Below are 20,706 nucleotides of genomic sequence, written 5' to 3'. Positions count from 1 at the left end.
GCGGGAAACTCATCGGCCCGACGACTTCATGGTCATGGGGACGTGCCCCGGTTCTCAATCGCCGGACGGGCCCGGAGGGGGCGCGCTCGGAGGAGCCGGGTCCGATGTCGACAAGGGGTGCGGCCACCACACCTTGGGCCCGGCATCCAGGAACAGGGCCGTCACCAGGACCGACCGCACGATGAACGTGTCCAGGAGCACCCCCAGCGCCACCGCGAAGCCGATCTCCGCGAACGCCACCATCGGGAGCGTGCCGAGGGCCGCGAACGTGCCGGCCAGGACCAGGCCCGCCGAGGTGATCACCGCGCCGGTCGCGGCGAGGCCCGTGACGACGCCGGGGCGGGTGCCCTGGCGGATCGCCTCCTCGCGGATGCGGGTCGTGAGGAAGATGTTGTAGTCGATGCCGAGCGCCACCAGGAACACGAAGACGAACAGCGGGAAGTCCGTCGACTCGCCCGCGTAGTCGAAGAGATGGCGGAAGGCGAGCGCGCTGACGCCGAGGGCCGCGGCGAAGGACAGGACCACGGTCCCGATCAGCAGCAGGGGCGCCACCAGCGCGCGCAGCAGCAGCCCCAGGATCAGCAGGACGACCACCAGGACCAGCGGGATCACCAGTTTGTTGTCGTGGGTCGTCGCGCGGTCCATGTCGAGCAGGGCCGCGGGACCCCCGCCCACCTTGGCGTCCGCGTCGGGAACGGCGCGCACGGCCTCGCGCACCCGCTCCACCGTGTCCCGCGCCGCCTGGCTGTCGGACGGGTCGCTGGTCGTGGCCTCGAAGAGGACCCGGCCGCCGGCCTCGGCCCTGGTGCCCGGCGGTACGCCGATGCTGGTGCGGACGATGCCGTCGGTGGTGGCGACGGCGCGGGTGACCCGGGCGCCGCGGTCCTGGTTCGCGACGATGACGAGCGGGTCGCCGGTGCCCGCCGGGAAGTACGTCGCGGACACCTCCTGCCCGACGATGGAGTCCGGCTTGTCGGTGAACGAGTCGGCGTTGCTGATGCCCTCGGCCCGGAGCTGGAGCAGCCCGAAGGAGAGCGCGGCGAGGGCCAGCGCGGTCGCGCCCCACACCACACGCGGGCGGCGCGCGATGCGGCGGCCGGTGCGGGCCCAGACGCCGTGCTCGGTGGGTTCCGGGCTCCCCATGTGCGGGATCGCGGGCCAGAAGATCCAGCGGCCGAAGATCACCAGCAGGGCCGGGAAGAGCGTCAGCATCGCGAGCAGGGCGACCCCGACGCCGATCGCGGCGACCGGGCCGAGGCCGCGCGTCGAGTTCATCTCGGCGGTGAGCAGCACCAGCATGCTCAGGACCACCGTGGCGCCCGAGGCCAGGACGGCAGGGCCCGCCCGGTGCAGGGCGAGCGCCATCGCCTCGTGGCGGTCCTCGTGGCGCCGCAGCTCCTCCCGGTAGCGGGCGACGAGGAGCAGCGCGTAGTCGGTGCCCGCGCCGAAGACCAGGACCGTCAGGATGCCCGCGCTCTGGCCGTTCACGGTCAGGCCCGCGTGCTCGGCGAGCAGGTAGATCAGCGCCTGGGCCGTGAACAGCGCGGCCACCACGCTCACCACCGGCACCAGCAGCAACGTGGGACTGCGATAGGTGAACAGGAGGATGACGATCACGATGCCGAGGGCCGAGAGGAGGAGGGTGGAGTCGATGCCCTCGAACGCCTCGGAGAAGTCGGCCGAGGTGCCGCCCGGTCCCGTGATGTGGATGGCGAGGCCGCCGGTCGACGTACCTGTCCGTTCGCGGACCGAGTCCACCGCCGGGGCGATGCGCTCCCAGCCCTTCTCGTCCATCGTCACCGGGATGTGGATCTGCGCCGCCGACGGGCGGACCTTCTTGTCGAAGACCGGGCCGCGGGCCTCCGCGCCGCGCAGGCCGTGGTCGCTCAGCTCCTTGATCTGGCGGGCGTCGGCGGCGATCCGGGCGCGGTCGGCCACGGTGAGGCCGCCGTCGCGCGCGTAGATCACGACGGCGGGGATGGTCTCCGGCCTGAAGTCCTTGGAGAGGTCCAGGACTTGGGTGGACTCGGCCGAGCCGGGCAGCCAGGACTGCGCGTCGTTGTCCTGCGCGTCCGTGAGTTTCTGGGCGAGCGGGGCCGTGCCCACGATGACCACCAGCCACAGCAGCAGCATCAGCCACTTGCTGCGCCGCCCGCACACCAGCCACGCCACCCCGCGCCGCCGGATCCCCTCGTCCTGTACGTCCGCGTCCTGTACGTCCGCCATGGCGCCCCCCGCTGCGTCTGCGCGGTTGCCTGCTGTGTACGTGCTGTGGGCCGCCCACAATGGCACGCGAGGGCACGGCTCGGCATCGGTATGCGGGACTGGTCCAGACCGAGGCGGGAAAGCGGCGGCGGGCATGGCAGTCTTGGGGCATGGCCGTTCAGATCAACCCGAGCATCCTCTCCGCGGACTTCGCCCGCCTCGCCGACGAGGCGAAGGCCGTCGAAGGCGCCGACTGGCTCCATGTCGACGTCATGGACAACCACTTCGTTCCGAACCTCACCCTGGGGGTTCCGATCGTAGAGTCGCTGGCGCGCGCGACGGAGACCCCGCTGGACTGCCATCTGATGATCGAGGACCCCGATCGCTGGGCGCCGCAGTACGTCGAAGCGGGGGCCGGGTCCGTCACCTTCCACGCCGAGGCCGCCCACGCGCCGGTCCGCCTCGCGCGCGAGATCCGCGCCAAGGGCGCCCGCGCCTCCATGGCGCTCAGGCCGGCCACGCCCATCGAGCCGTACGAGGATCTGCTCCCCGAGCTCGACATGTTGTTGATCATGACGGTTGAGCCGGGCTTCGGCGGGCAGGCGTTCCTGGACATCATGCTGCCGAAGATCCGGCGGACGCGTGAACTGATCTCCAAGCACGGGCTCGAGCTGTGGTTGCAGGTCGACGGCGGTGTCTCGGCGTCCACCATCGAGCGGTGCGCGGAGGCCGGAGCCGATGTCTTCGTCGCCGGTTCGGCCGTATACGGGGCGAACGACCCGGCCGAGGCGGTCCGTGCGCTGCGCGAGCAGGCCGCGGGGGCGACGTCGTCGGCCTCCTGGGCGTGCGACCACTGAGCCACGGATACATGAACGCCGTTCCATCAGGGCTGATCAAGCCCGCAGGATCTGCAAGGATGAACGGCGTATCCAGGTTGTGAACAGTAGTGCGTGCAGTGGGCGCGGTCTGTGTGTCGAACGCCGTGGCCCACTGATGTCGCCCGTGTTGTCGTGTGAGTCGTGAAGAAAGAGCAGTGAGGAGATCGCCGTGTCCGCATCATCGGCGGGACGCGCAGCCCTGCGGATGGGACCCGCGGAGCTGATGCAGGCGGCGGCCATGGCCCGCCGCTTCTATCTCGAGGGCAAGTCCAAGATCCAGATCGCCGAGGAGTTCGGCGTCAGCCGCTTCAAGGTGGCCCGGGTCCTGGAGACCGCCCTGGAGCGGGATCTCGTACGGATCGAGATCCGGGTCCCGGCCGAGCTGGACGCCGAGCGCTCCGACGCGCTGCGTGCCCGTTACGGCCTGCGGCACGTGGTGGTCGTCGAGTCGCCGGCCGAGGCCGAGGAGTCGCCCGACCCCGAGAACCTCGGCGAGGTCGCCGCCGACCTGCTCGGCGAGCTCGTCACCGAAGGCGATGTGCTCGGCCTCGCGTGGGGCCGGTCCACCATCCACATGGCGGCGGCGCTCGACCGGCTGCCGCCGTGCACCGTCGTGCAGCTGACCGGTGTGTACGACGCCGGGACGGCGGAGCGCGGCTCCGTCGAGGCCGTACGGCGCGCCGCGCAGGTCTCGGGCGGCGACGCCCACCCGATCTACGCGCCGATGCTGCTGCCGGACGAGGCCACCGCGGCCGCGCTGCGCAACCAGACCGGGATCGCCCGCGCCTTCGAGTACTTCGACAAGGTCACCGTGGCGTGCGTGTCCATCGGCTCCTGGGAGCCGGGCATCTCCACCGTGCACGACATGCTCAGCGACGAGGAGCGCGCGCACTACGCCTCGCTGGGTGTCGCGGCCGAGATGTCGGCCCACCTCTTCGACGCCCAGGGGCGTCGGGTCGGGCGGGACCTGGGTGAGCGGTGCATCACCGTCGAGGCGGACCGCCTCCGGCGGATACCGGAAGTCGTGGCGATCGCGGGTGGGCAGCGCAAGGCCGCCGCCATCGACGCCGTGCTGCGGTCGGGCCTCGTGACCAGCCTGGTCACCGACACCTCCGCGGCCGATCACCTGCTGACGGCAGGGTCGACGCCGAAGCCCGCGCTCCAGCGGGCCGACCCCGACGGAGTGTGAGGTCGCGGGGCCCGCCCAGGGCCCCGCTCCTCGATCGCCGGAGCAGCCGACTTCTGACAGCATCAGGGCATGCTGCCCCGGCTTCGACTGGTCCGCCTTCTCTGTCTGCTGCTGGCCTGCTGCGTCCTGCTGGTCGGCTGCTCCGAGTCCGGCTCGGGTTCCGGCATGGCCACCGTGCGGGCGAGCCGGCTGCCCGTCGAGGCGCGGCGGACGCTCACCCTCATCGACCGGGGCGGGCCGTTCCCGTACGAGAAGGACGGCAGCGTCTTCGGGAACTACGAACGGGAGTTGCCGCGGCACGAGCGCGGCTACTACCACGAGTACACCGTGCCCACGCCGGGCTCCCGGGACCGCGGGGCGCGGCGCATCGTCACCGGGGACGCCGGGGAGACGTACTACACCGATGACCATTACGAGTCGTTCAAGGTGGTGCTGCGATGAGCGGGAGCGGTGACTGGACGGTCCGGGTGCTCGACCTCGACGGGGTCGCGGACAAGGCCGGCTTCATGGACCGCTGTGCCGCCGCCCTCGACCTGCCGCAGTGGTTCGGGCGGAACTGGGACGCGCTCGCCGACGCGCTCGGCGACCCCGGGCAACTGCCGGAGGCCGCCGGACGCGGACTCGTGCTCGTCGTCAGCGGGTGGCGGGACTACGCGCGTCGGGCGCCGGACCAGTGGGACATCGCCCAGGAGATCTTCGAACAGGCCGGCGCGGTGCGCGTGACGCTGGCGCTGGGCGCCTTCCAGCCGTTCTAGGCCTGCTGGGCCTGCTGGGTCCCGGACTCCGTCGCCGGGTGCGGCACTGTCGTGGCCGGCCGGTCGTCTTCCGTCGGGAACGTCAGCTTCGTCGACAGGTACGCGAAGACCGGGCCCAGCGCGTTCATGGCGACGACGCTGATCCAGGCGGACCAGATGTTCCCTGCGTCGTGGCCGAAGCCGCCGAAGTACGTGGCGAAGTAGCTCGCGAAACCGAAGAACATGCCGGGGACGAGGGACAGCGCCTTCAGCCGGCCCGCGTACATCAGGGCGCTGTTGACCACGAGGATGACCAGGGCCTGGAAGGCGTTGCGGGCCCACTGGCCCTCGCCGAAGGCCGTGCCCGCGTGGTTCTCGATCACCACGATCACCAGGGCGAACGTCGAGCCCGCGGGCATCGCGAGCCAGAGCCGCTTGGCGTTCGTCAGGTTCGGGCCACCGAGCAGGAACGTGCCCGCCCACGAGATGAAGATCGCCCAGGGCGGCAGATGGAGCGCGTTGCCGCCGATGAACGCCGTGAGCCCGGCGAGTACGGAGGCGACGATTTCGTGCGGGAGGCGTTCGCGCATGGGGACTCCTTGGCGGAGGGGGAAGGGTTGGCAGGGTGCGCGGGTGCCGTGCGGGTTCTCGTTCGGGCAACTGGCTTTACGGGGCCAGCAGTTCGGTGGTGCGGGTGGTGCGCGCCACGACGCGGCCCGCCTTGATGACGTAGGCGCGGTCGGGGCGGTCCAGGACGATGTCGTCGTACGTGGTCGAGTCCAGGACCACCAGGTCGGCGCGGGCCCCCGGGCGGATCCCGTAGTCGTCGGCCGTGCCGGTCACCCGGGCCGCGTCGTACGTGATCATGCGCAGGACGCGGGCCAGGTCGGTGGGGCCCGAGAGATGGCCGGTCTGGGCGAGCAGCAGCGCCGTGTCCAGGGCGTCGGCGCTGCCGTACGGGGTGAAGGCGTTGCGGATGTTGTTGGAGGAGCAGGCCGCCAGGACGCCCGCGGCCCAGAGTTCGCGGACCGGGGCGATGCCGCGGCGCGTCGCCGTCGTGTCGTGGCGGCCGCCGAGGTGCAGGTCCGTCGCGGGGAGGGGGACCACGGCGACGCCCGCCTCGGCGAGTGCCGCCAGCGCCCGGGCGCGGTCGGCCGGCGGGCGGCCCGCGAGGGAGGTGGCGTGGCCGATCGCGACCCGTCCGGACAGGCCGCGGCGGGCGGTCTGCTCCGCGATGAACTCGGCGAGCGCGTACCGGGGATCGCTCGCGTCGTCCGCGAAGTCCGCGTGCAGATCGGCGGGCAGGCCGTGCTCGGCGGCCAGGTCCAGGACGAGTTCCACGTGGCGGTGGGCGTCGGCGAGGGAGTCCTCGTTGTAGGGGCAGCCGCCGACGACGTCCGCGCCCGCGGTGATCGCCGCCGTGAGGAGCTTCTCCGTGCCGGGGGAGCGGAAGATGCCCTCCTGGGGGAACGCCACGATCTGGAGGTCCACCAACTGCCGGTACTTCTCCCGCAGTTCGATGAGCACCTCGACGCCGAGGAGGCCCGCGACGGGGTCGACGTCGGGGTGGGCGCGGATCAGGGTCGTGCCGTTGCGGATCGCTGTCTCGAGGACCGTGCGGGCGCGGTCGCGCACGTCGGTGTGGGTGAAGGCCCGCTTCAGCTCTCCCGTCACCGCGATGGCGCCGGCCAGGGTGCCGTCGGGGTTCGGGCGGACGGCGTCCAACAGGGCCTTGTCCAGGTGGAGATGGGGTTCGACGAAGCCGGGCAGGACGATGCGGCCCGCGCAGTCGATGCTCTCGCCGACCTCCGTGTCGGGAACCGTGCCCACGGTGCGGACGACCCCGTCCTCGATGAGGAGGTCGCGGGGCGCCGCCGCGTTCTCCACGCGGGCCCGGCGCAGGATCAGGCGGCTCACAGCGCGCTCCCGGAGACGAAGTCGGCCTTGCGGATCAGGCAGTGCACGCCCTGCACCTGGTCGACGACCTGCGAGACCTCGAAGTCGGCGGCGGCGCTCAAGTAGGCGTAGGCGGCGTGGGGTTCCATGCCGAAGCGGTCGGTGAGGAAGGTGAGGGCGGAGCGGACGGCCGCCTTCATCGCGAGGTTCAGGTCCTCGTGCAGGCCGATGGGGATCCAGTGGTGCTCGGTCTCGCCGAAGGGTTCGGCCAGGGTCCCGGCCGCCGCGCGGGCCCGGGCGCCCTTGAGGACCGTGAGGCGGAACGTCGCGCGCAGGGGCGCTTCGAGCGCGGTGAGGGCGACCTCGCCGTTGCCCTGGGCGTAGTGCGGATCACCGGTGTGGAAGCCCGCCCCCTCCGTCTGTACGGGGAGGTAGAGGGTCGCGCCGGTGGCGAGGTGTTTCACGTCGATGTTGCCGCCGTGACGGCCCGGCGGAACGCTGTGCGCGGTCTCGTCCGTGTCGGTGGCGACGCCCATGATGCCCATGAACGGGTGGAGCGGGAAGCGGGCCGCCCGGTCCTCGGCGTAGCGGATGACACCCAGCTCGCCGTCCACCGCGCAGAAGGTGAACTCCGGTCCGTCCAGCGCGAACCGCTCCGGCAGGGCGCCCCGCCCGTGGCGGCTGGAGACCAGGCCGTACGCGGCGCGCCGGTGCAGCGACAGGATGTCGACGCGCAGCAGGTCGCCGGGTTCGGCGCCGGTGACGTGCACCGGGGCGGTGACCACGTGCGGGCCGTCGTGGTCCGGGTCGCGCAGGTGCGGCGACTTGGCGAGCAGCCGGGCGTCGGACAGCACGTCGGCGGCGGCCACGCCGTAGCGGCCGAAGAACGCCACCGGGTCGCCGCCCTGGTCCTCCAGGATCCCTTCGTGGGACACCGTGTCGAAGGTGACCGTGTCGCCGGACGCGACGGTGAGCGCGCACGGAGTGGTGCGGCTGGGGAGGCGGCCCCAGGTGACGTTCTCCGGGGTGGCCTCCAGGTAGTGCGTGCCGTCGATCGGGCCCTGCCCGGATTCCAGTGTCACTGCGGCCTCCCAGCCGTGAGCGGTCCTTGGGGGTACGGGGGATGCGGGGCCGGGCCGTGCTCCGGCCACGTGCCGCCGTGCCCTTCGTGTGCGGTGGGCGGGCCGCTCGGCGACGTGATGAGTACCCGGCGGTGCGGCGCCCCGGCCACGAAGTCGAGCGCCGCGCGGATCTTCGGGCCCATGCCGCCCTCGGGGAACTGGCCCTCGGCGAGCAGCGCCGAGGTGAGGTCCTTGTCGACGACGGCCCCCACGCCCCTGAGGCCGCCGTCGGCCGACTCCACGAGCGGGATGCCGCCGCCCCCGCCCGCGATCACCGTGCGGCCGGTGGCCGAGAGGGTGCGGACGGCGGCCGTCCCCAGGACCCGGCGCGGTCGCGGCGCCGGCACCACGCGGCGCCGGCACCACGCGGCGCCGGCCACGGCCCGGCTGCTCGGCCACCGTCCACCGGTGCGCGGCGGCGAGCCCGCGGACCGTCGGCTCGTCGTGGTACGCGCCGATCGGCTTGGACGGCCGGCGGAACGCCGGGTCGGCAGCGTCCACCACCGTGTGCGTGAGCAGCGCCGACGCCCGGCCCGGATCGCGGCCGAGCGTGCGCAGCCGGCCCGCGAGCGCCACCGCGAGGCCGCGCAGCAGGGCGTTGCCGCCGATGGCGACGGCCACGGTCCGGTGAGCGGTTGGCGAGATCATGCGGTCAAGGTAGGCGCGGTGCGACGGGGCGTCATGGGCAGCGGACGCCAGGAAGGCGGGCCGCGCGCTGGCACCGGATGACAAGGCTTCCGACATGCCGGAACGGGATACATGGAAGTAACGCGCGGTGTCTTACGGATGGCATCGGACGGTCGCATAGTGACTGCACATGACAGGCATCGGCACCGGTACCGGCCAGGCCCGCGGCTACGACCTCTCCTCGGGCCTCACCGTGCGCGAGGCGCTCGACCTGCCGTGCCTCGGCGGTGCCCGGCTGGTCGCCGGGGCCCGCGGCGGCGCGCGCCGCATCCGCGTCGTCAACATCATGGAAGTGCCCGACATCGTGCGCTGGATGCGCGGCGGCGAGCTGCTGCTGACCACCGCGTACGCCGTGCGGGACGACGAGGCGGCGCTGACCGCCCTGGTGCCCACGCTCGCCGGCCGCGGGCTCGCCGCGCTCGGTGTGAAGGTCGGACCCTACCTGCCCGAACTGCCGCCGAAAATGCTGGCGTTGGGCGACGCGCTCGGCTTCCCGGTGATCGCCCTGCCCGGCGACGTCATGTTCAACGACATCCTCTCCGAGGTCCTCGGCACCGTACTGAACCGGCACGCCCTGGAGCTGGAGCAGTCCCGCGCCCTGCACGAGCGGCTCACCGCGGTCGCCGTCGAAGGGGGCTCCTACCAGGAACTCATGAACGTACTCCTGGAGCTGTCCGGCTGTGCCGTCGCCGTCCACGACCGGCAGGGCGGCGTCCTCGCCTCGGCAGGGGCCCCGCCGCGCGACGTGCCGGCCACCGCGACGCGGCCCATCGACACCGGGATCCGGCGCGGGGGCGCGGTCGCCCTGTGGGCCGAGGGCGGCGCGGAGCTCACCCCGCACCAGCGGATGGCGCTCGACCACGCGACCACCGTCGCCTGCATGATCGCGGCGCAGGAGCAGGCCGCTGCCAGCCGCCAGCAGCGGTACCGGACCACGCTCTTGATGGACCTGGTGTCCCGCGCGCCGCGCGACCGCGCCGACACCCTGAGCCGGGCCGCCGCGCTCGGCTGGAACCTGCGGCTGCCGCGCGCCGCCGTCCTGCTGGAGGCGACGGCCCCGGACGGCACCGCACCGCTGCCCCAACCCGTCTTCGAGGAAAGGCTGTTGAGCCTCGTGCGCGGCGCGGCCGGGCCGCAGGCCCTGCTCTGGGGCAACCAGACCGGGCTCGCCGCGCTCATGGAGCCCGGGGACTCCCTCGCGGCCCGCTGCCAGGCCCTGCACACGGCGGTCACCGCCGCCCACCCCGACTGGAACGTGGTCGTCGCCGCGGGCTCGGAACAGGCCGACTTCGCCGCGTACCACCGCAGTTACGGGGAGGCCGTGCAGACCCTCGGCCTCGGCCGCGAGGTGCACGGCGACGACTTCGTGCGCACCTACGCCGACATGGGCGTGTACCGGCTGCTCGGGCAGGTGCCCAGCGCCGAGCTGCGCCGCATGGTCGACGACGCGCTGGGCCCGCTCATCGAGCACGACCACCGCAACGAGGGCGCCCTCGTCGAGACCCTCGGCGTCTATCTGCTGCAGGACCGCAACGGCGTCGCCGCCGCGGCCCGGCTGCACATCCACTACAACACCCTGCGCTACCGGCTGCGCCAGATCGAGCGCCTCACCGGCGGTCTGGAACGTCACGCGATGGCGCGTCTGCAGACCGAACTCGCGGTGTACGCACAGCGGTTGCTGGCGGTCCGGGAGAGTTCCTGAGAGGTCGCGTCCAGGTCGTGGCGGCCGCGCCGCCGCACGAAGGGGCGACGCTGCCCGTGCCCTCCATGATCCGGGGCCCGCACCCGGTGGGTCACTGTCACCTGGTGCCGGTAAACCCCTGGCGGACACTGGCAGCCGGAGCCATGTCCCGCGGCGGTGCGTGGTGCCTACAGTCGGGCCCATGGTGCTGCGAAACGCCGTGCACAAAGACCTGTACGCCGACTCCGTCGCCCTGATGAGAGTGGCCTCGCGCCTGGCCGGAGAGCCGGGCGTGGACGCCGTCAGCCTCGTCATGGGAACCCCCGCCAACCGTGAAGTCCTCGCCGAGACAGGGATGTTGACGGCCGAGGGGCGCTCGGCCGCGCCCAACGACCTGATCGTCGCCGTGCGCGGCACGGACGCCGCGGCCGACGCCGCGCTCGCCGCCGCCGTGAGCGCGCTGCGCGCCGCCGACGGACCGCCCGAGGGCGAGCCGGGGGAGGGCGGGCCGCCGCTGCGCTCCCTCGCCGGGGCTCCCGCCGACGCCGACCTGGCACTGATCTCCACGCCCGGCGCCTACGCCGCCGCCGAGGCGCGCAAGGCGTTGCGGCGCGGCTTGCACGCCTTCGTCTTCAGCGACCACGTGCCGCTGGCCGACGAGGTGGAGCTCAAGCGGGAGGCCGCCCGGCGCGGTCTGCTCGTGATGGGACCCGACTGCGGCACCGCCGTCGTCGGCGGCGTCCCGCTCGGCTTCGCCAACGCCGTACGGCGCGGCGGCATCGGCCTCGTCGGCGCGTCCGGCACCGGACTGCAGCAGGTCTCGACCCTGCTGCACGACATGGGCGCCGGCGTCAGCCACATCATCGGCACCGGCAGCCGCGACGTGAGCGAGGAGGTCGGCGGGCTGACGATGCGCGCGGCCCTGGACGCGCTCGCCGCCGACCCGGCGACCGACTCCGTCGTCCTCGTCTCCAAGCCGCCCGCGCCCCGGGTGGCCGAACAACTGCTGCGACACATGAGCGAGTTGGGTAAGCCCGCTGTCGTCTGCTTCCTCGGCTGGGACCCGGCGGGCGTGCCGCTGCCGCACGGAGTCACCCTCGCGTCGACCCTGTACGAGGCCGCGCGCGCCGCCGCCGAACAGGCCCTGGGCAGGCCCGTCCCGCCCTCGTCCGGGCCGCGGCTCCCGGCGCTGCCGCCCTCCCGCCGCCTGCTGCGCGCCCTGTACGCGGGCGGCACCTTCGCCCACGAGGCGGGCCTGCTGCTCGGCCCCGTCCTCGGGGAGCTCGACCGCAGCGGGCGGCTGCCCGCGCTGCCGCCCCGGCACCTCGTCCTCGACCTGGGCGACGACGAGTTCACCGCGGGCCGCCCGCACCCGATGATCGACCCGGGCGTGCGCACCGCGTACCTGCGTGCGGCGTTGGCCGACCCGGCGACGGCGGTCGTCGTGCTCGACGTCGTCATCGGGTACGGGGCCGCCGCGGATCCGGCGGCGGCCGTCGCGGCGACCCTGGCCGAGGCCGACGCCGAGGCCGATGGGGGGACCGGGGCCGACCGTCCCGCCGTGCTCTGCTTCGTCGTCGGCACCGATGACGACCCGCAGGGGGCGAGCGCCCAGCGCCGGACGCTGCGGGAGGCGGGCGCCGTGGTGGTGGGCAGCAGCACCGAAGCGGCGCTGGCGTGCGCGCAACTACTGGACAGTCCGGGTGGGTTCGACGCCAGGCCGGCGCACGCCGCCACGATCGGAGGCTCCGCATGACCTCGTCCGTCCGCCCGCTCCTCGCGGCCCCGCCGCACGTCGTCAACGTCGGCGTGGACGAGTTCGCCGCCGCGCCGCGCGCCGCCGGGGCGACGGTCACCCAGGTCGACTGGCGGCCGCCCGCCGCCGGCGACGAACGCCTCGCCGCCAAGCTCGCCCGCCTCACCGCGCGGCCCGACATCGAGACCGCCAACGCGACGGCGCTCGCACGCGTCCTGGACGTACAGCCGCTGTGGACCGACGTGCGCCCGGCGGGGGAGCTGATCCCCGAACTCGCCGAGGAACGGCTGCTGTTGCACGCCGGGCCGCCCATCGCCTGGGAGCGGATGTGCGGGCCCATGCGGGCCGCCGTCGTCGGTGCCGCGCTCCTCGAAGGGTGGGCCGCCACCGAGGAGGAGGCGACCCGCCTCGCGGACTCCGGCGGCATCCGGTTCGCGCCCTGCCACCACCACGACGCCGTCGGCCCGATGGCCGGGATAGTCTCCGCCTCCATGCCGCTGATGGTCGTGGAGGACCGGGCCACCGGGCTGCGCGCCTACTCCAACCTCAATGAGGGGCAAGGGCGTTGCCTGCGCTACGGCGCGCTCGGCGACGACGTGATGCGGCGCCTGCGCTGGATGGGGGAGCGGCTCGGACCCGCGCTGCGGGCGGCGCTGCGGTCCCTGCCCGACCCCGTCAACCTCCGGGCCGTCACCGCCCAGGCGCTCCAGATGGGCGACGAGTGCCACAGCCGCAACACCGCCGCCAGCGCCCTGCTCACCCGCGAACTCGCCGCCGCGCTCGCCCGCCACGCCGACCTCGGCGGCATCGAGGCCCTCGACTTCCTGCGCGACAACAACTACTGGTTCCTCAACTTCTCCATGGCGGCGAGCAAGTTGGCCCTCATGGCCGGCCACGGAGTACCCGGCTCCACCCTCGTCACCGCCTTCGCCCGCAACGGCGTCGACGTCGGCATCCGCGTCAGCGGACTCGGCGACGCCTGGTTCACGGCGCCCGCCGCACCCGTCGACGGGCTCTACTTCGCCGGGTACGGACCCGACGACGCCAACCCCGACATCGGCGACAGCGCCATCACCGAGACCCACGGGCTCGGCGGGTTCGCGCTCGCCGCGGCCCCGGCGATCGTCGGCTTCGTCGGCGGCACCCCGGCGCGGGCCCGCCGGATCAGCGAGGAGATGGCGACCATCACCCTCGGGCGGCACCGCGACTACCGGCTCTCCGGGCTCGACTTCGCGGGCAGCCCGGTCGGCATCGACGTACGGAAAGTCGTCGACACCGGCCTCGAACCCGTCGTCACCACCGGCATCGCCCACCGCGAACCCGGCATCGGCCAGATCGGCGCCGGACTCACCCACGCCCCGATGAGCTGCTTCACCGGCGCCCTCGACGCCTTCCCGGAGTGACGCCCGGGTCCGTCGTGCCGGGCGCCGTCAGCACCTCCGTCGCCCGGCTGCTCACCGGGCCGCCGCGCCCCGCCCGCGTCGTCGCCGCCACCCGGTACGCCGTCCACCTGGCCACCGGCGATCCCGGGCTGCCCGCCCTCGCGGTGGTGACGCGGGACGCGATCCGGCTGCCCAACGCGATCGTCGTGCCGTACCCCTGCGCCGAGCTGCCGCTGGACGCGGCCCGGCCGGGCACCCCCGCCACCCTCGGCGCGGACGGGGTCCGCGCCGGCCCGTACCGGGTGCGGGCGGCCGGACGCTGGACCCCGCCCCGGGTCGCGCCCGGCCGCCCGCACCCGCCCTTTCGCGGCGCCGACCTGGAGCGCCTCCTCGCGGCCTGGGCCCCACCCGCGCCCCGGCCCGTCGCCGACGGCCTCGACCGGCTGCGCACCGCCCTGCGCGCGGGCCGCCCCGACCGGATCGCGGCGGCGGCCCACGCCCTGCTCGGCCTCGGCCCCGGCCTCACCCCGTCCGGCGACGACATCCTCTGCGGCCTGCTGCTCGCCCTGCCCCCGCCGCTCTCCGCCCCGGTCACGGCCGCCGTGGCCGACGCCGCACGCCGCACGACCCTGCTCTCGGCCGCGCTCCTGCGGCACGCCGTCCGCGGCGAGTGCGTGGCCCCGGCCCACGCCCTGCTCACCGGCCGCGACCTGCCCGCCGCGCTGCGCGGCCTGCTCACCGTGGGACACCACTCAGGCGGCGACCTGGCCAGGGGCGTCGCCGCCGCCCTCGCTCTCGGATGATCATCCAAGTCGCACCCCCTGACCTTGGGACGTTCGGCCCGAAGACGTGATGGTGGCCCGCATGGGAAAATGAAGTACGTGCTTTGTGCCCCGGCGGCATCCTTCCGGGGCTCCCTTCTAGCGATCGGGACCTGCGCACGTGCGTTTCCTCAATGACATCAAGCCCGCGTACGACCTGACGTACGACGACGTCTTCATGGTGCCGAGCCGGAGCGCCGTCGGCTCCCGGCAGGCCGTGGACCTCTCGTCGCCGGACGGCACGGGCACCACGATCCCGCTCGTCGTCGCCAACATGACCGCGATCGCCGGGCGACGTATGGCCGAGACCGTGGCCCGCCGCGGCGGACTGGTCGTCATCCCGCAGGACATCCCGATCGAGGTCATCACCGAGGTCATCTCCTGGGTGAAGACCCGCCACCACGTCCTCGACACCCCGATCGTGCTGGCCCCGACGCAGACCGTCGCCGACGCCCTGGCCCTGCTGGCCAAGCGCGCGCACAACGCCGGTGTCGTCGTGGACGCCGAGCAGCGCCCCGTCGGTGTCGTCACCGACCAGGACCTGACCGGCGTCGACCGCTTCACGCAGCTTTCCGAGGTCATGTCCAAGGACCTGCTGCTGCTCGACGCGGACATCGACCCGCGCGACGCCTTCAACAAGCTGGACGGCGCCAACCGCCGCTACGCCCCGGCCGTCGACAAGGACGGCAAGCTCGCGGGCATCCTCACCCGCACCGGCGCCCTGCGCGCCACCCTCTACTCCCCGGCCGTCGACGCCGAGGGCAAGCTGCGCATCGCCGCCGCCGTCGGCATCAACGGCGACGTGGCCGGCAAGGCCAAGCAACTGCTCGACGCGGGCGTCGACACCCTCGTCATCGACACCGCCCACGGGCACCAGGAGTCGATGATCTCCGCGATCAAGACCGTGCGCGCGCTCGACCCGCGGGTTCCGATCGTGGCCGGCAACATCGTCGCCGCCGAGGGCGTCAAGGACCTCATCGAGGCCGGTGCCGACATCATCAAGGTCGGCGTGGGCCCCGGTGCCATGTGCACCACCCGCATGATGACCGGCGTCGGCCGGCCGCAGTTCTCCGCCGTCCTGGAGTGCGCCGCCGAGGCCAAGAAGTACGGCAAGCACGTCTGGGCCGACGGCGGTGTCCGCCACCCGCGCGACGTCGCCATGGCGCTCGCCGCCGGTGCGTCGAACGTGATGATCGGCTCCTGGTTCGCCGGGACGTACGAGTCGCCGGGCGACCTGCAGCACGACGCCAAGGGCCGTGCGTACAAGGAGTCCTTCGGCATGGCCTCGGCCCGCGCCGTCAAGAACCGTACGAGCGACGAGTCCGCCTACGACCGCGCCCGCAAGGCGCTGTTCGAGGAGGGCATCTCCACCTCCCGCATGTTCCTCGACCCGCAGCGTCCGGGCGTCGAGGACCTGATCGACTCGATCATCGCGGGCGTCCGCTCCTCCTGCACGTACGCCGGTGCCAACTCCCTCGCCGAGTTCGAGGAGAAGGCCACCGTCGGCATCCAGTCGGCCGCCGGTTACGCCGAGGGCAAGCCGCTGCACGCCAGCTGGAGCTAGTAGTAGCGACCGGCCCTCGGGGCCGGCCGCTCACGAGGCCGCGTGGTCACGCCGGAGACGGCGCGACCGGCGCGGCCCACGCGGCCTCGATGCTTTTGCCGCCCGGCGCCTCGAGCACCGCGAGCCGCTCCGCGAGGCGCTCCACCATGTGCCAGCCGAACCCGCCGCCCCCGCCCATGTCGGGCGGGCGCGGCACCGGCGCGCGCGGGTCGGCGTCCTCCACGCACACCGCCAGCTCCGCCGCGTCGAGGCGCAGCCGCAGCCGGGCGAGGGCGCCCGTGTGCCGGGCCGCGTTGGTGACCAGCTCCGAGACGACGAGCAGCACCGCGTCCTTGTCGGCCCACGGGCAGTGCTCGGCGAGAAACCTGGCGGCGGTGCGCCGGGCCTGTGTCCCCGTCAGGGGACCGTCCATCACGATCTCCATGCGTTACGGCTACCCCGCCACCGGCCCGGTACCGGTCTCGGGCCCCGGCGTCTCGTCGGGGGTCAGCACCGTGTCGAGACCGGTGATCCGGAAGATGCGCTCGACCACCGGGGAGAGCCTGCGCACCGCGAGCTCGACGCCCTGCTCCTGCAGCCCGGTGCGGGCCCGCAGCAGGGCGTTGATGCCGCCCGAGTCGAAGAACCGGACGTCCGCCAGGTCGAGGGTCACCGTGCCGCCGGCCGCCACCTCGACCTCCGGCAGGGTGTCGAGCAGCCGCGGCGCGCTCTCGTAGTCGAGGTCACCGGTGAGGGCCACGACCGGGCCGCGCGGGCCCTTCGAGACGGCCAGCCGCAGGGCGTGGGTCGGGTCGTCGGGTATCGCCGCGCTGCTCATCGGCTTCTCCGTACGGTCAGGGCGAGCGTGTCGTCCGGGTGCAGGATCACGGTGTGCATCTCCTCCGCGAGGGCGCCGGGAATTTCTTCGGTGGGGCGGCGACGGTGACGTACCGCCGCCGCGGTGAGCCGCCGCTCTCCCTCATAGGGATCGCGGCGGCTCTCGGTCAGGCCGTCCGTGTACAGGACGAGCAGATCGTCGGGGGCGAGCTGTTCGTGCCGCAGTCCTTCACTGCCCGCCATCGGGTAGCCGATGCCCCGGCCGCGCATCTCGAGGAAGCGGGCGCTGCCGTCCTCGCTCACGAGCAGGGGCGGCGGATGGCTGCCGTTGGCGAGCGCCACGCGGCCCGAGACCGGATCGATCCGGACCAGCTGCACGGTCGCCATCAGCTCCCGGTCGTAGGGCAGCAGGATCTCGTCCGTGCGCCCGACGATCGTCTCCAGGGAGTGGCCCTCCAGGGTGAGGGTGCGCACGGCGTGCGTCACGTTCAGGGCACTGCGGGTACTGGCGACACCGTGGCCGAGGGCGTCCACGACCGTGATGTGCACGGTGCCGTCCGGGAGCTGGAACCAGTCGTACAGGTCGCCGCCGGTGGGGGCGTCGGTGCCGGCCGGGGCGTAGTGGATGGCCAGCTCCAGGCCGTCGACCTTTATCGGGGCCGGGCGCAGCGCGTCCTCCAGTTCGCGCAGCATCTGGCCGTGCGCGCGCCGCAGTTGCTCGTCGCGCTCCTCCAACTGCACGTACAGGGCGAGGACTCCGCTGTTCGTCTCGTCCAGCTCGTGGGTGAGGCTGCGCCGGTCGGTCTCCAGGGTCTCGGCCCGGGCGACCGCCACCCGCAGCTCCTCCTCCAGGAGTTCCACGGGGGAGCCGGGCGCCTGGCCCGCGGACGGCTGGGCCGGCAGCGGGATGTGCCACACCGTGGTGTCCGCCTCGCGCCGCGCGGGCAGCGGCAGGCTCTCCACGGCGGAGGCCGCGGGGGCCCGCAGCCGCAGCGTCAACTGCCGCTCCTCCGAGGCCTGTTCGGGCAGGGCCTCCAGGGTGACGAGGCGACCCGCCCGCAGTTCGGTCTCGGCGACCCGGGACACCGACTGGGCGAGGCGGGTGCGCAACTCGACCGGCAGGCGCAACCGTGCCGCCAACGCCCGCACCGCTGAGCGCAGTTCGGGCAGCGACCGGTGTGTCGTACGGTGGTGCGCGGCCGCCTTGTCGGTCATGAGTTCCTCCTTGCCGCCCCGGAGACCAGGGCGGTCGCGTCGTCGCGGGCGCTGCGGTGGCCGTGCCCCAGAGCCGCGGCGAGCAGCCGGGGAGGCAGCCCGAGCAGGAAGGGGGTGGCGCTGTCCGCCCAGCGCGCCGTGATGCCGTCGCTGTACAGGACCGCCGCGCTCTCCTCGGGCATCGGCAGGGTGCGGGGCAGCGGGCGCGGCATGTTCCACCCGACCACGCCCGGCTGGCCGAGCGCCCGGGACCGTACCCCGTCCTGGGTGACCAGGGCCAGCCGTACGTTGCCGATCCCGCAGTGCTCCACCGTGCCGGGCCGCAGCCGGATCACGCCGACCGCTGCGCCCCGGCCCGAGCGCAGCGCGCGATCCATCGCCGTGAGCAGCTCCGGCAGCGGGCGTTCCGGCGCGGCGCGGAACGCGGCCACCGCGGCGGCACTGGCCTCGGCCGCCTCCACCCCGTGCCCGAGCCCGTCCACGACGAGCGCGGTCCGGCCGCCCGGCGCGTCCACCACGGCCGCGCTGTCCCCGCACGCCCGCTCGCCGCGGACCGGCAGGCACAGCAGGCCCAGATCGGTCGGCGGCGGCCGGGCGCCGGGGGCGTACAGGCGGGCGCAGATCAGCGTGCCGACGCCGGGCAGGGTGCGCAGGGTCAGCTCGTCGGCGAGGCGGCGGGCCGCGCCCATCCCGGAGCCCAGCGAACCGGCCGTGCTGAAACCGTCGACCATGGCCCGGTCGGGGCTCGCCATGCCGGGCCCGCGGTCCACGGCGACCACGTCGAGCCCGCTGTCCAGCGGATGGCACTGCACATAGACGGCGCCGCCGACCGCGTGCCGCAGCAGGTTCCCGGCGAGCTCGCTGGTGAGCACCGCGGCCCGGTCCGCCGCAGCGGCGGACATGCCACCGGCCGCCGCGGCCTCCCTGGCGAGACGCGCGGCGTGGTGCACGGCGCTGGCATGGTCGATGACGACCTGCGCCGTGACGGCGCGGTCCTGGGCGGGCTGGATCATCGCGTCGTCCAGGTCATCGCATCGTCCAGCGCACGACGGTCACGGTCGTCCCGACACCGGGGCGGGTGTCGAGGTGGAACTCGTCCATCAGCCGCCGGGCGCCGCCCAGACCGTGGCCGAGACCGCCGCCGGTGGTGAAGCCGTCCGTGAGGGCCGCCCCGATGTCCGGGATGCCGGGACCGTCGTCCTGTATGACCAGCCGGATGCCGCTCGCGCCGGTACGGGTGAGCAGTTCCACGGTGAGGGCACCGCCCTTGCCGTGGATGAAGGCGTTGCGGGCGAGTTCGCTCGCGGCCGTCACCACCCGGGTCTGGTCGACCAGACCGAAGCCGCACTCGACCGTGGCCGCCCGCACGGCATGACGGACCGTCAGCAGGTCGTCGTCCGAATGGACTTCGTACGTGCGCTGCACGGTCACCTGGATGCCCGGGGGGCACGCCGTGGGCGCCGTGTGCTCATCCGACATGGTCATGGCCGGGAGCCTCCAGGGTCCGCTGCCAGCCGAGTGCGGTCAGGCCCTGCTCCGCGTTGAGCGCGGTCTCCACGCCCATCAGCTGGATACCGAGTTCGACCAGGGTGATGGCGACGGCGGGCCGCATCCCGGCGACGATCACCCGGGCGCCCAACAGCCGTGCCATCGTGGTGAGTTCCATCAGCGTACGGGCCACGAACGAGTCGATGATCTCCAGGCGGGAGATGTCGATGAGCACGCCACGGGCGCCGTCGGCCACGATCCGCTCGGTGAGTTCGTCCGTGAAGGCCACGGCGGAGCGGTCGTCCAGCTCGTTGAGCAGCCCCGTCACCAGGACGTCGCCGAGCCGCAGAATGGGGACGCCCTGCGGGCGCGGTTCCATCACCGTGCTGCCGACTCGGCGACGGCGAACCCGACGGCGGGCGCGTCCGTGAGTCTGACCGCGGCGGACAGGGCATCGGCCAGGGTGGCGCGGGTGAGGATGGTGGACAGGTCGATTCCCAACTGGGCGATGGTCTGGGCGATGGGCGGGCGGATGCCGCTGATGACACAGTCCGCTCCCATCAGCCGGACCGCGTTGACGGTGTGCATGAGGTGCTGGGCGACCGCCGTGTCGACGGTCAGCACCCCGGTGATGTCGATGATGGCGACCTTCGCCTCGTCGTCCTGGATCGCCTGCAGCAGCGACTCCATGACGATCTGGGTACGGGCCGTGTCGAGCGTGCCGATCAGCGGTACCGCGAGCACGTGCTTCCACAACCGCACGACGGGCGTGGAGAGTTCCATCAGCTGACGGCTCTGCCGCCGGATGATCTCCTCACGGCCCTCCACGTACGTCTCGAAGGAGAGCGCGCCCGCCGCGTCCAGCATCCGGTTCACGAGGATCGCGGCCGCGTACAGCTCACCCATGTCGCGGGTGATGTGCTGCACGGCCGCGAGCAGGGCCTCCTTGAGGGAGAGCACCGCCAGCGAGGTGTCGGTGGGCGTGGAGCCCGCCCGGACCCGGCGCAGCGACAGCTCCGTGACGGCCGTGCGCAGGTTGTGGTGCGCGGCCACCAGGCGCTCGACGGGGGTGTCGCCGGCCAGCGCGTCGGTGAGCGCGTCGATGAGGGTGTGTGCCTCCTCGCGCAGCTCGCTCTCGGTCATGTCCGTGCCGAGTGCCGCCTGGTCCAGCTGGAGCGACGTCCACCGGTCGGCGATCCGTCCCTCCTGGTCCCGCAGCGCTTCGAGCAACAGATTGCGGATGTCGGTGTCGCTGGTACTCACAAGCCCCTCT

At 73.5% G+C, this 20,706-nt stretch carries 21 protein-coding genes; 9 read left to right on the top strand and 12 right to left on the bottom strand.

Annotated elements, in window-relative coordinates; translation table 11 throughout:
- Window positions 1-54: 54 nt before the first annotated feature.
- Entirely contained in the window at window positions 55-2,226 is a 2,172-nt protein-coding gene (locus tag B072_RS0135920) for an MMPL family transporter (RefSeq protein WP_018534823.1), read from the bottom strand.
- A gap of 149 nt (window positions 2,227-2,375) precedes the next feature.
- Here B072_RS0135920 and rpe point away from each other — a divergent pair, with 149 nt between their 5' ends.
- The 4 genes from rpe to B072_RS0135900 all read left to right on the top strand — a co-directional run bounded on the left by rpe (window position 2,376) and on the right by B072_RS0135900 (window position 5,027).
- The gene (gene rpe / locus B072_RS0135915) at window positions 2,376-3,062 is read left to right on the top strand and encodes a ribulose-phosphate 3-epimerase (protein ID WP_018534822.1); all 687 of its coding nucleotides are present in this window, start codon (window positions 2,376-2,378) and stop codon (window positions 3,060-3,062) included.
- A 226-nt stretch (window positions 3,063-3,288) separates the two neighbouring features.
- Window positions 3,289-4,272 (top strand): sugar-binding transcriptional regulator, encoded by a 984-nt coding sequence (locus tag B072_RS0135910; RefSeq protein WP_018534821.1) that lies wholly within the window; start codon window positions 3,289-3,291, stop codon window positions 4,270-4,272.
- Window positions 4,273-4,341: 69 nt separating this feature from the next.
- Window positions 4,342-4,713 carry a ribonuclease domain-containing protein gene (locus tag B072_RS0135905; RefSeq protein ID WP_018534820.1) on the top strand — a complete coding sequence of 124 codons (372 nt, stop codon included), beginning with the start codon at window positions 4,342-4,344 and terminating at the stop codon, window positions 4,711-4,713.
- The gene (locus B072_RS0135900; protein ID WP_018534819.1) at window positions 4,710-5,027 is read left to right on the top strand and encodes a barstar family protein; all 318 of its coding nucleotides are present in this window, start codon (window positions 4,710-4,712) and stop codon (window positions 5,025-5,027) included. The genes B072_RS0135905 and B072_RS0135900 overlap by 4 nt, the downstream gene beginning before the upstream one ends.
- Here the strand turns inward: B072_RS0135900 and B072_RS0135895 are convergent.
- The 4 genes from B072_RS0135895 to B072_RS48870 form a co-directional block, all read right to left on the bottom strand.
- Window positions 5,024-5,596 (bottom strand): DUF1097 domain-containing protein, encoded by a 573-nt coding sequence (locus tag B072_RS0135895; protein WP_018534818.1) that lies wholly within the window; start codon window positions 5,594-5,596, stop codon window positions 5,024-5,026. The two genes, B072_RS0135900 and B072_RS0135895, sit on opposite strands and share 4 nt — an antisense overlap.
- Before the next feature lie 76 nt (window positions 5,597-5,672).
- Complete coding sequence (locus B072_RS44880; RefSeq protein ID WP_018534817.1) at window positions 5,673-6,923, bottom strand: amidohydrolase family protein; 1,251 nt, start codon at window positions 6,921-6,923, stop codon at window positions 5,673-5,675.
- Window positions 6,920-7,984: an acetamidase/formamidase family protein gene (locus B072_RS47525; protein WP_018534816.1), complete on the bottom strand. Its 1,065-nt coding sequence runs from the start codon at window positions 7,982-7,984 to the stop codon at window positions 6,920-6,922. Before B072_RS47525 ends, B072_RS44880 begins: the two co-directional genes overlap by 4 nt.
- Window positions 7,981-8,403: a hypothetical protein gene (locus B072_RS48870; RefSeq protein WP_018534815.1), complete on the bottom strand. Its 423-nt coding sequence runs from the start codon at window positions 8,401-8,403 to the stop codon at window positions 7,981-7,983. Before B072_RS48870 ends, B072_RS47525 begins: the two co-directional genes overlap by 4 nt.
- Before the next feature lie 437 nt (window positions 8,404-8,840).
- On the opposite strand from B072_RS48870, the gene B072_RS0135875 reads away from it, so the two are divergent.
- The 5 genes from B072_RS0135875 (at window position 8,841) to B072_RS0135855 (ending at window position 15,914) form a co-directional block, all read left to right on the top strand.
- Entirely contained in the window at window positions 8,841-10,412 is a 1,572-nt protein-coding gene (locus tag B072_RS0135875; protein WP_018534814.1) for a PucR family transcriptional regulator, read from the top strand.
- A 181-nt stretch (window positions 10,413-10,593) separates the two neighbouring features.
- Window positions 10,594-12,147 carry an acyl-CoA synthetase FdrA gene (fdrA, locus tag B072_RS0135870; RefSeq protein WP_018534813.1) on the top strand — a complete coding sequence of 518 codons (1,554 nt, stop codon included), beginning with the start codon at window positions 10,594-10,596 and terminating at the stop codon, window positions 12,145-12,147.
- On the top strand, window positions 12,144-13,550 hold the full coding sequence (locus tag B072_RS0135865; protein WP_018534812.1) for a DUF1116 domain-containing protein: 1,407 nt from the start codon (window positions 12,144-12,146) through the stop codon (window positions 13,548-13,550). The genes fdrA and B072_RS0135865 overlap by 4 nt, the downstream gene beginning before the upstream one ends.
- Window positions 13,547-14,332 (top strand): DUF2877 domain-containing protein, encoded by a 786-nt coding sequence (locus tag B072_RS0135860; protein ID WP_018534811.1) that lies wholly within the window; start codon window positions 13,547-13,549, stop codon window positions 14,330-14,332. Before B072_RS0135865 ends, B072_RS0135860 begins: the two co-directional genes overlap by 4 nt.
- A 139-nt stretch (window positions 14,333-14,471) precedes the next feature.
- Window positions 14,472-15,914 carry a GuaB1 family IMP dehydrogenase-related protein gene (locus B072_RS0135855; RefSeq protein ID WP_018534810.1) on the top strand — a complete coding sequence of 481 codons (1,443 nt, stop codon included), beginning with the start codon at window positions 14,472-14,474 and terminating at the stop codon, window positions 15,912-15,914.
- A 46-nt stretch (window positions 15,915-15,960) separates the two neighbouring features.
- On the opposite strand, the gene B072_RS0135850 is transcribed toward B072_RS0135855, so the two are convergent.
- Genes B072_RS0135850 through B072_RS0135820 form a run of 7 tightly spaced genes read right to left on the bottom strand, consistent with a single transcriptional unit; the run spans window position 15,961 to window position 20,696 of the window.
- Window positions 15,961-16,326 carry an ATP-binding protein gene (locus B072_RS0135850; protein ID WP_234018996.1) on the bottom strand — a complete coding sequence of 122 codons (366 nt, stop codon included), beginning with the start codon at window positions 16,324-16,326 and terminating at the stop codon, window positions 15,961-15,963.
- 21 nt (window positions 16,327-16,347) lie between these two features.
- Window positions 16,348-16,731 (bottom strand): STAS domain-containing protein, encoded by a 384-nt coding sequence (locus B072_RS44870; protein ID WP_018534808.1) that lies wholly within the window; start codon window positions 16,729-16,731, stop codon window positions 16,348-16,350.
- Window positions 16,728-17,945, bottom strand: coding sequence for a PP2C family protein-serine/threonine phosphatase (locus B072_RS0135840; protein WP_018534807.1), 1,218 nt, complete (start codon window positions 17,943-17,945; stop codon window positions 16,728-16,730). Before B072_RS0135840 ends, B072_RS44870 begins: the two co-directional genes overlap by 4 nt.
- Window positions 17,942-18,958: a SpoIIE family protein phosphatase gene (locus B072_RS0135835; protein WP_018534806.1), complete on the bottom strand. Its 1,017-nt coding sequence runs from the start codon at window positions 18,956-18,958 to the stop codon at window positions 17,942-17,944. The genes B072_RS0135840 and B072_RS0135835 overlap by 4 nt, the downstream gene beginning before the upstream one ends.
- A 13-nt stretch (window positions 18,959-18,971) precedes the next feature.
- Window positions 18,972-19,430 (bottom strand): ATP-binding protein, encoded by a 459-nt coding sequence (locus tag B072_RS0135830; RefSeq protein WP_018534805.1) that lies wholly within the window; start codon window positions 19,428-19,430, stop codon window positions 18,972-18,974.
- A complete protein-coding gene (locus B072_RS0135825; RefSeq protein ID WP_018534804.1) occupies window positions 19,414-19,812 on the bottom strand; it encodes an STAS domain-containing protein in 399 nt (132 codons plus the stop codon). The genes B072_RS0135830 and B072_RS0135825 overlap by 17 nt, the downstream gene beginning before the upstream one ends.
- Entirely contained in the window at window positions 19,812-20,696 is an 885-nt protein-coding gene (locus B072_RS0135820; protein ID WP_018534803.1) for an STAS domain-containing protein, read from the bottom strand. Before B072_RS0135820 ends, B072_RS0135825 begins: the two co-directional genes overlap by 1 nt.
- Between the last annotated feature and the right edge of the window lie 10 nt (window positions 20,697-20,706).

The organism is Streptomyces sp. HmicA12, from assembly GCF_000373565.1.
Taxonomy (GTDB): Bacteria; Actinomycetota; Actinomycetes; order Streptomycetales; family Streptomycetaceae; genus Streptomyces.
Note: the sequence above shows the minus strand (reverse complement) of the source record. Positions and strands in the feature narration are given on the sequence as shown.

What these genes read in the sequence shown, in the direction of transcription:
- B072_RS0135920 (WP_018534823.1), bottom strand. Translation starts at nt 2,226, where the DNA reads ATGGCGGACGTACAGGACGCGGACGTACAGGACGAGGGGATCCGGCGG.
- rpe (WP_018534822.1), top strand. Translation starts at nt 2,376, where the DNA reads ATGGCCGTTCAGATCAACCCGAGCATCCTCTCCGCGGACTTCGCCCGC.
- B072_RS0135910 (WP_018534821.1), top strand. Translation starts at nt 3,289, where the DNA reads ATGGGACCCGCGGAGCTGATGCAGGCGGCGGCCATGGCCCGCCGCTTC.
- B072_RS0135905 (WP_018534820.1), top strand. Translation starts at nt 4,342, where the DNA reads ATGCTGCCCCGGCTTCGACTGGTCCGCCTTCTCTGTCTGCTGCTGGCC.
- B072_RS0135900 (WP_018534819.1), top strand. Translation starts at nt 4,710, where the DNA reads ATGAGCGGGAGCGGTGACTGGACGGTCCGGGTGCTCGACCTCGACGGG.
- B072_RS0135895 (WP_018534818.1), bottom strand. Translation starts at nt 5,596, where the DNA reads ATGCGCGAACGCCTCCCGCACGAAATCGTCGCCTCCGTACTCGCCGGG.
- B072_RS0135875 (WP_018534814.1), top strand. Translation starts at nt 8,841, where the DNA reads ATGACAGGCATCGGCACCGGTACCGGCCAGGCCCGCGGCTACGACCTC.
- fdrA (WP_018534813.1), top strand. Translation starts at nt 10,594, where the DNA reads ATGGTGCTGCGAAACGCCGTGCACAAAGACCTGTACGCCGACTCCGTC.
- B072_RS0135865 (WP_018534812.1), top strand. Translation starts at nt 12,144, where the DNA reads ATGACCTCGTCCGTCCGCCCGCTCCTCGCGGCCCCGCCGCACGTCGTC.
- B072_RS0135850 (WP_234018996.1), bottom strand. Translation starts at nt 16,326, where the DNA reads ATGGACGGTCCCCTGACGGGGACACAGGCCCGGCGCACCGCCGCCAGG.
- B072_RS44870 (WP_018534808.1), bottom strand. Translation starts at nt 16,731, where the DNA reads ATGAGCAGCGCGGCGATACCCGACGACCCGACCCACGCCCTGCGGCTG.
- B072_RS0135840 (WP_018534807.1), bottom strand. Translation starts at nt 17,945, where the DNA reads ATGACCGACAAGGCGGCCGCGCACCACCGTACGACACACCGGTCGCTG.
- B072_RS0135835 (WP_018534806.1), bottom strand. Translation starts at nt 18,958, where the DNA reads ATGATCCAGCCCGCCCAGGACCGCGCCGTCACGGCGCAGGTCGTCATC.
- B072_RS0135830 (WP_018534805.1), bottom strand. Translation starts at nt 19,430, where the DNA reads ATGACCATGTCGGATGAGCACACGGCGCCCACGGCGTGCCCCCCGGGC.
- B072_RS0135825 (WP_018534804.1), bottom strand. Translation starts at nt 19,812, where the DNA reads ATGGAACCGCGCCCGCAGGGCGTCCCCATTCTGCGGCTCGGCGACGTC.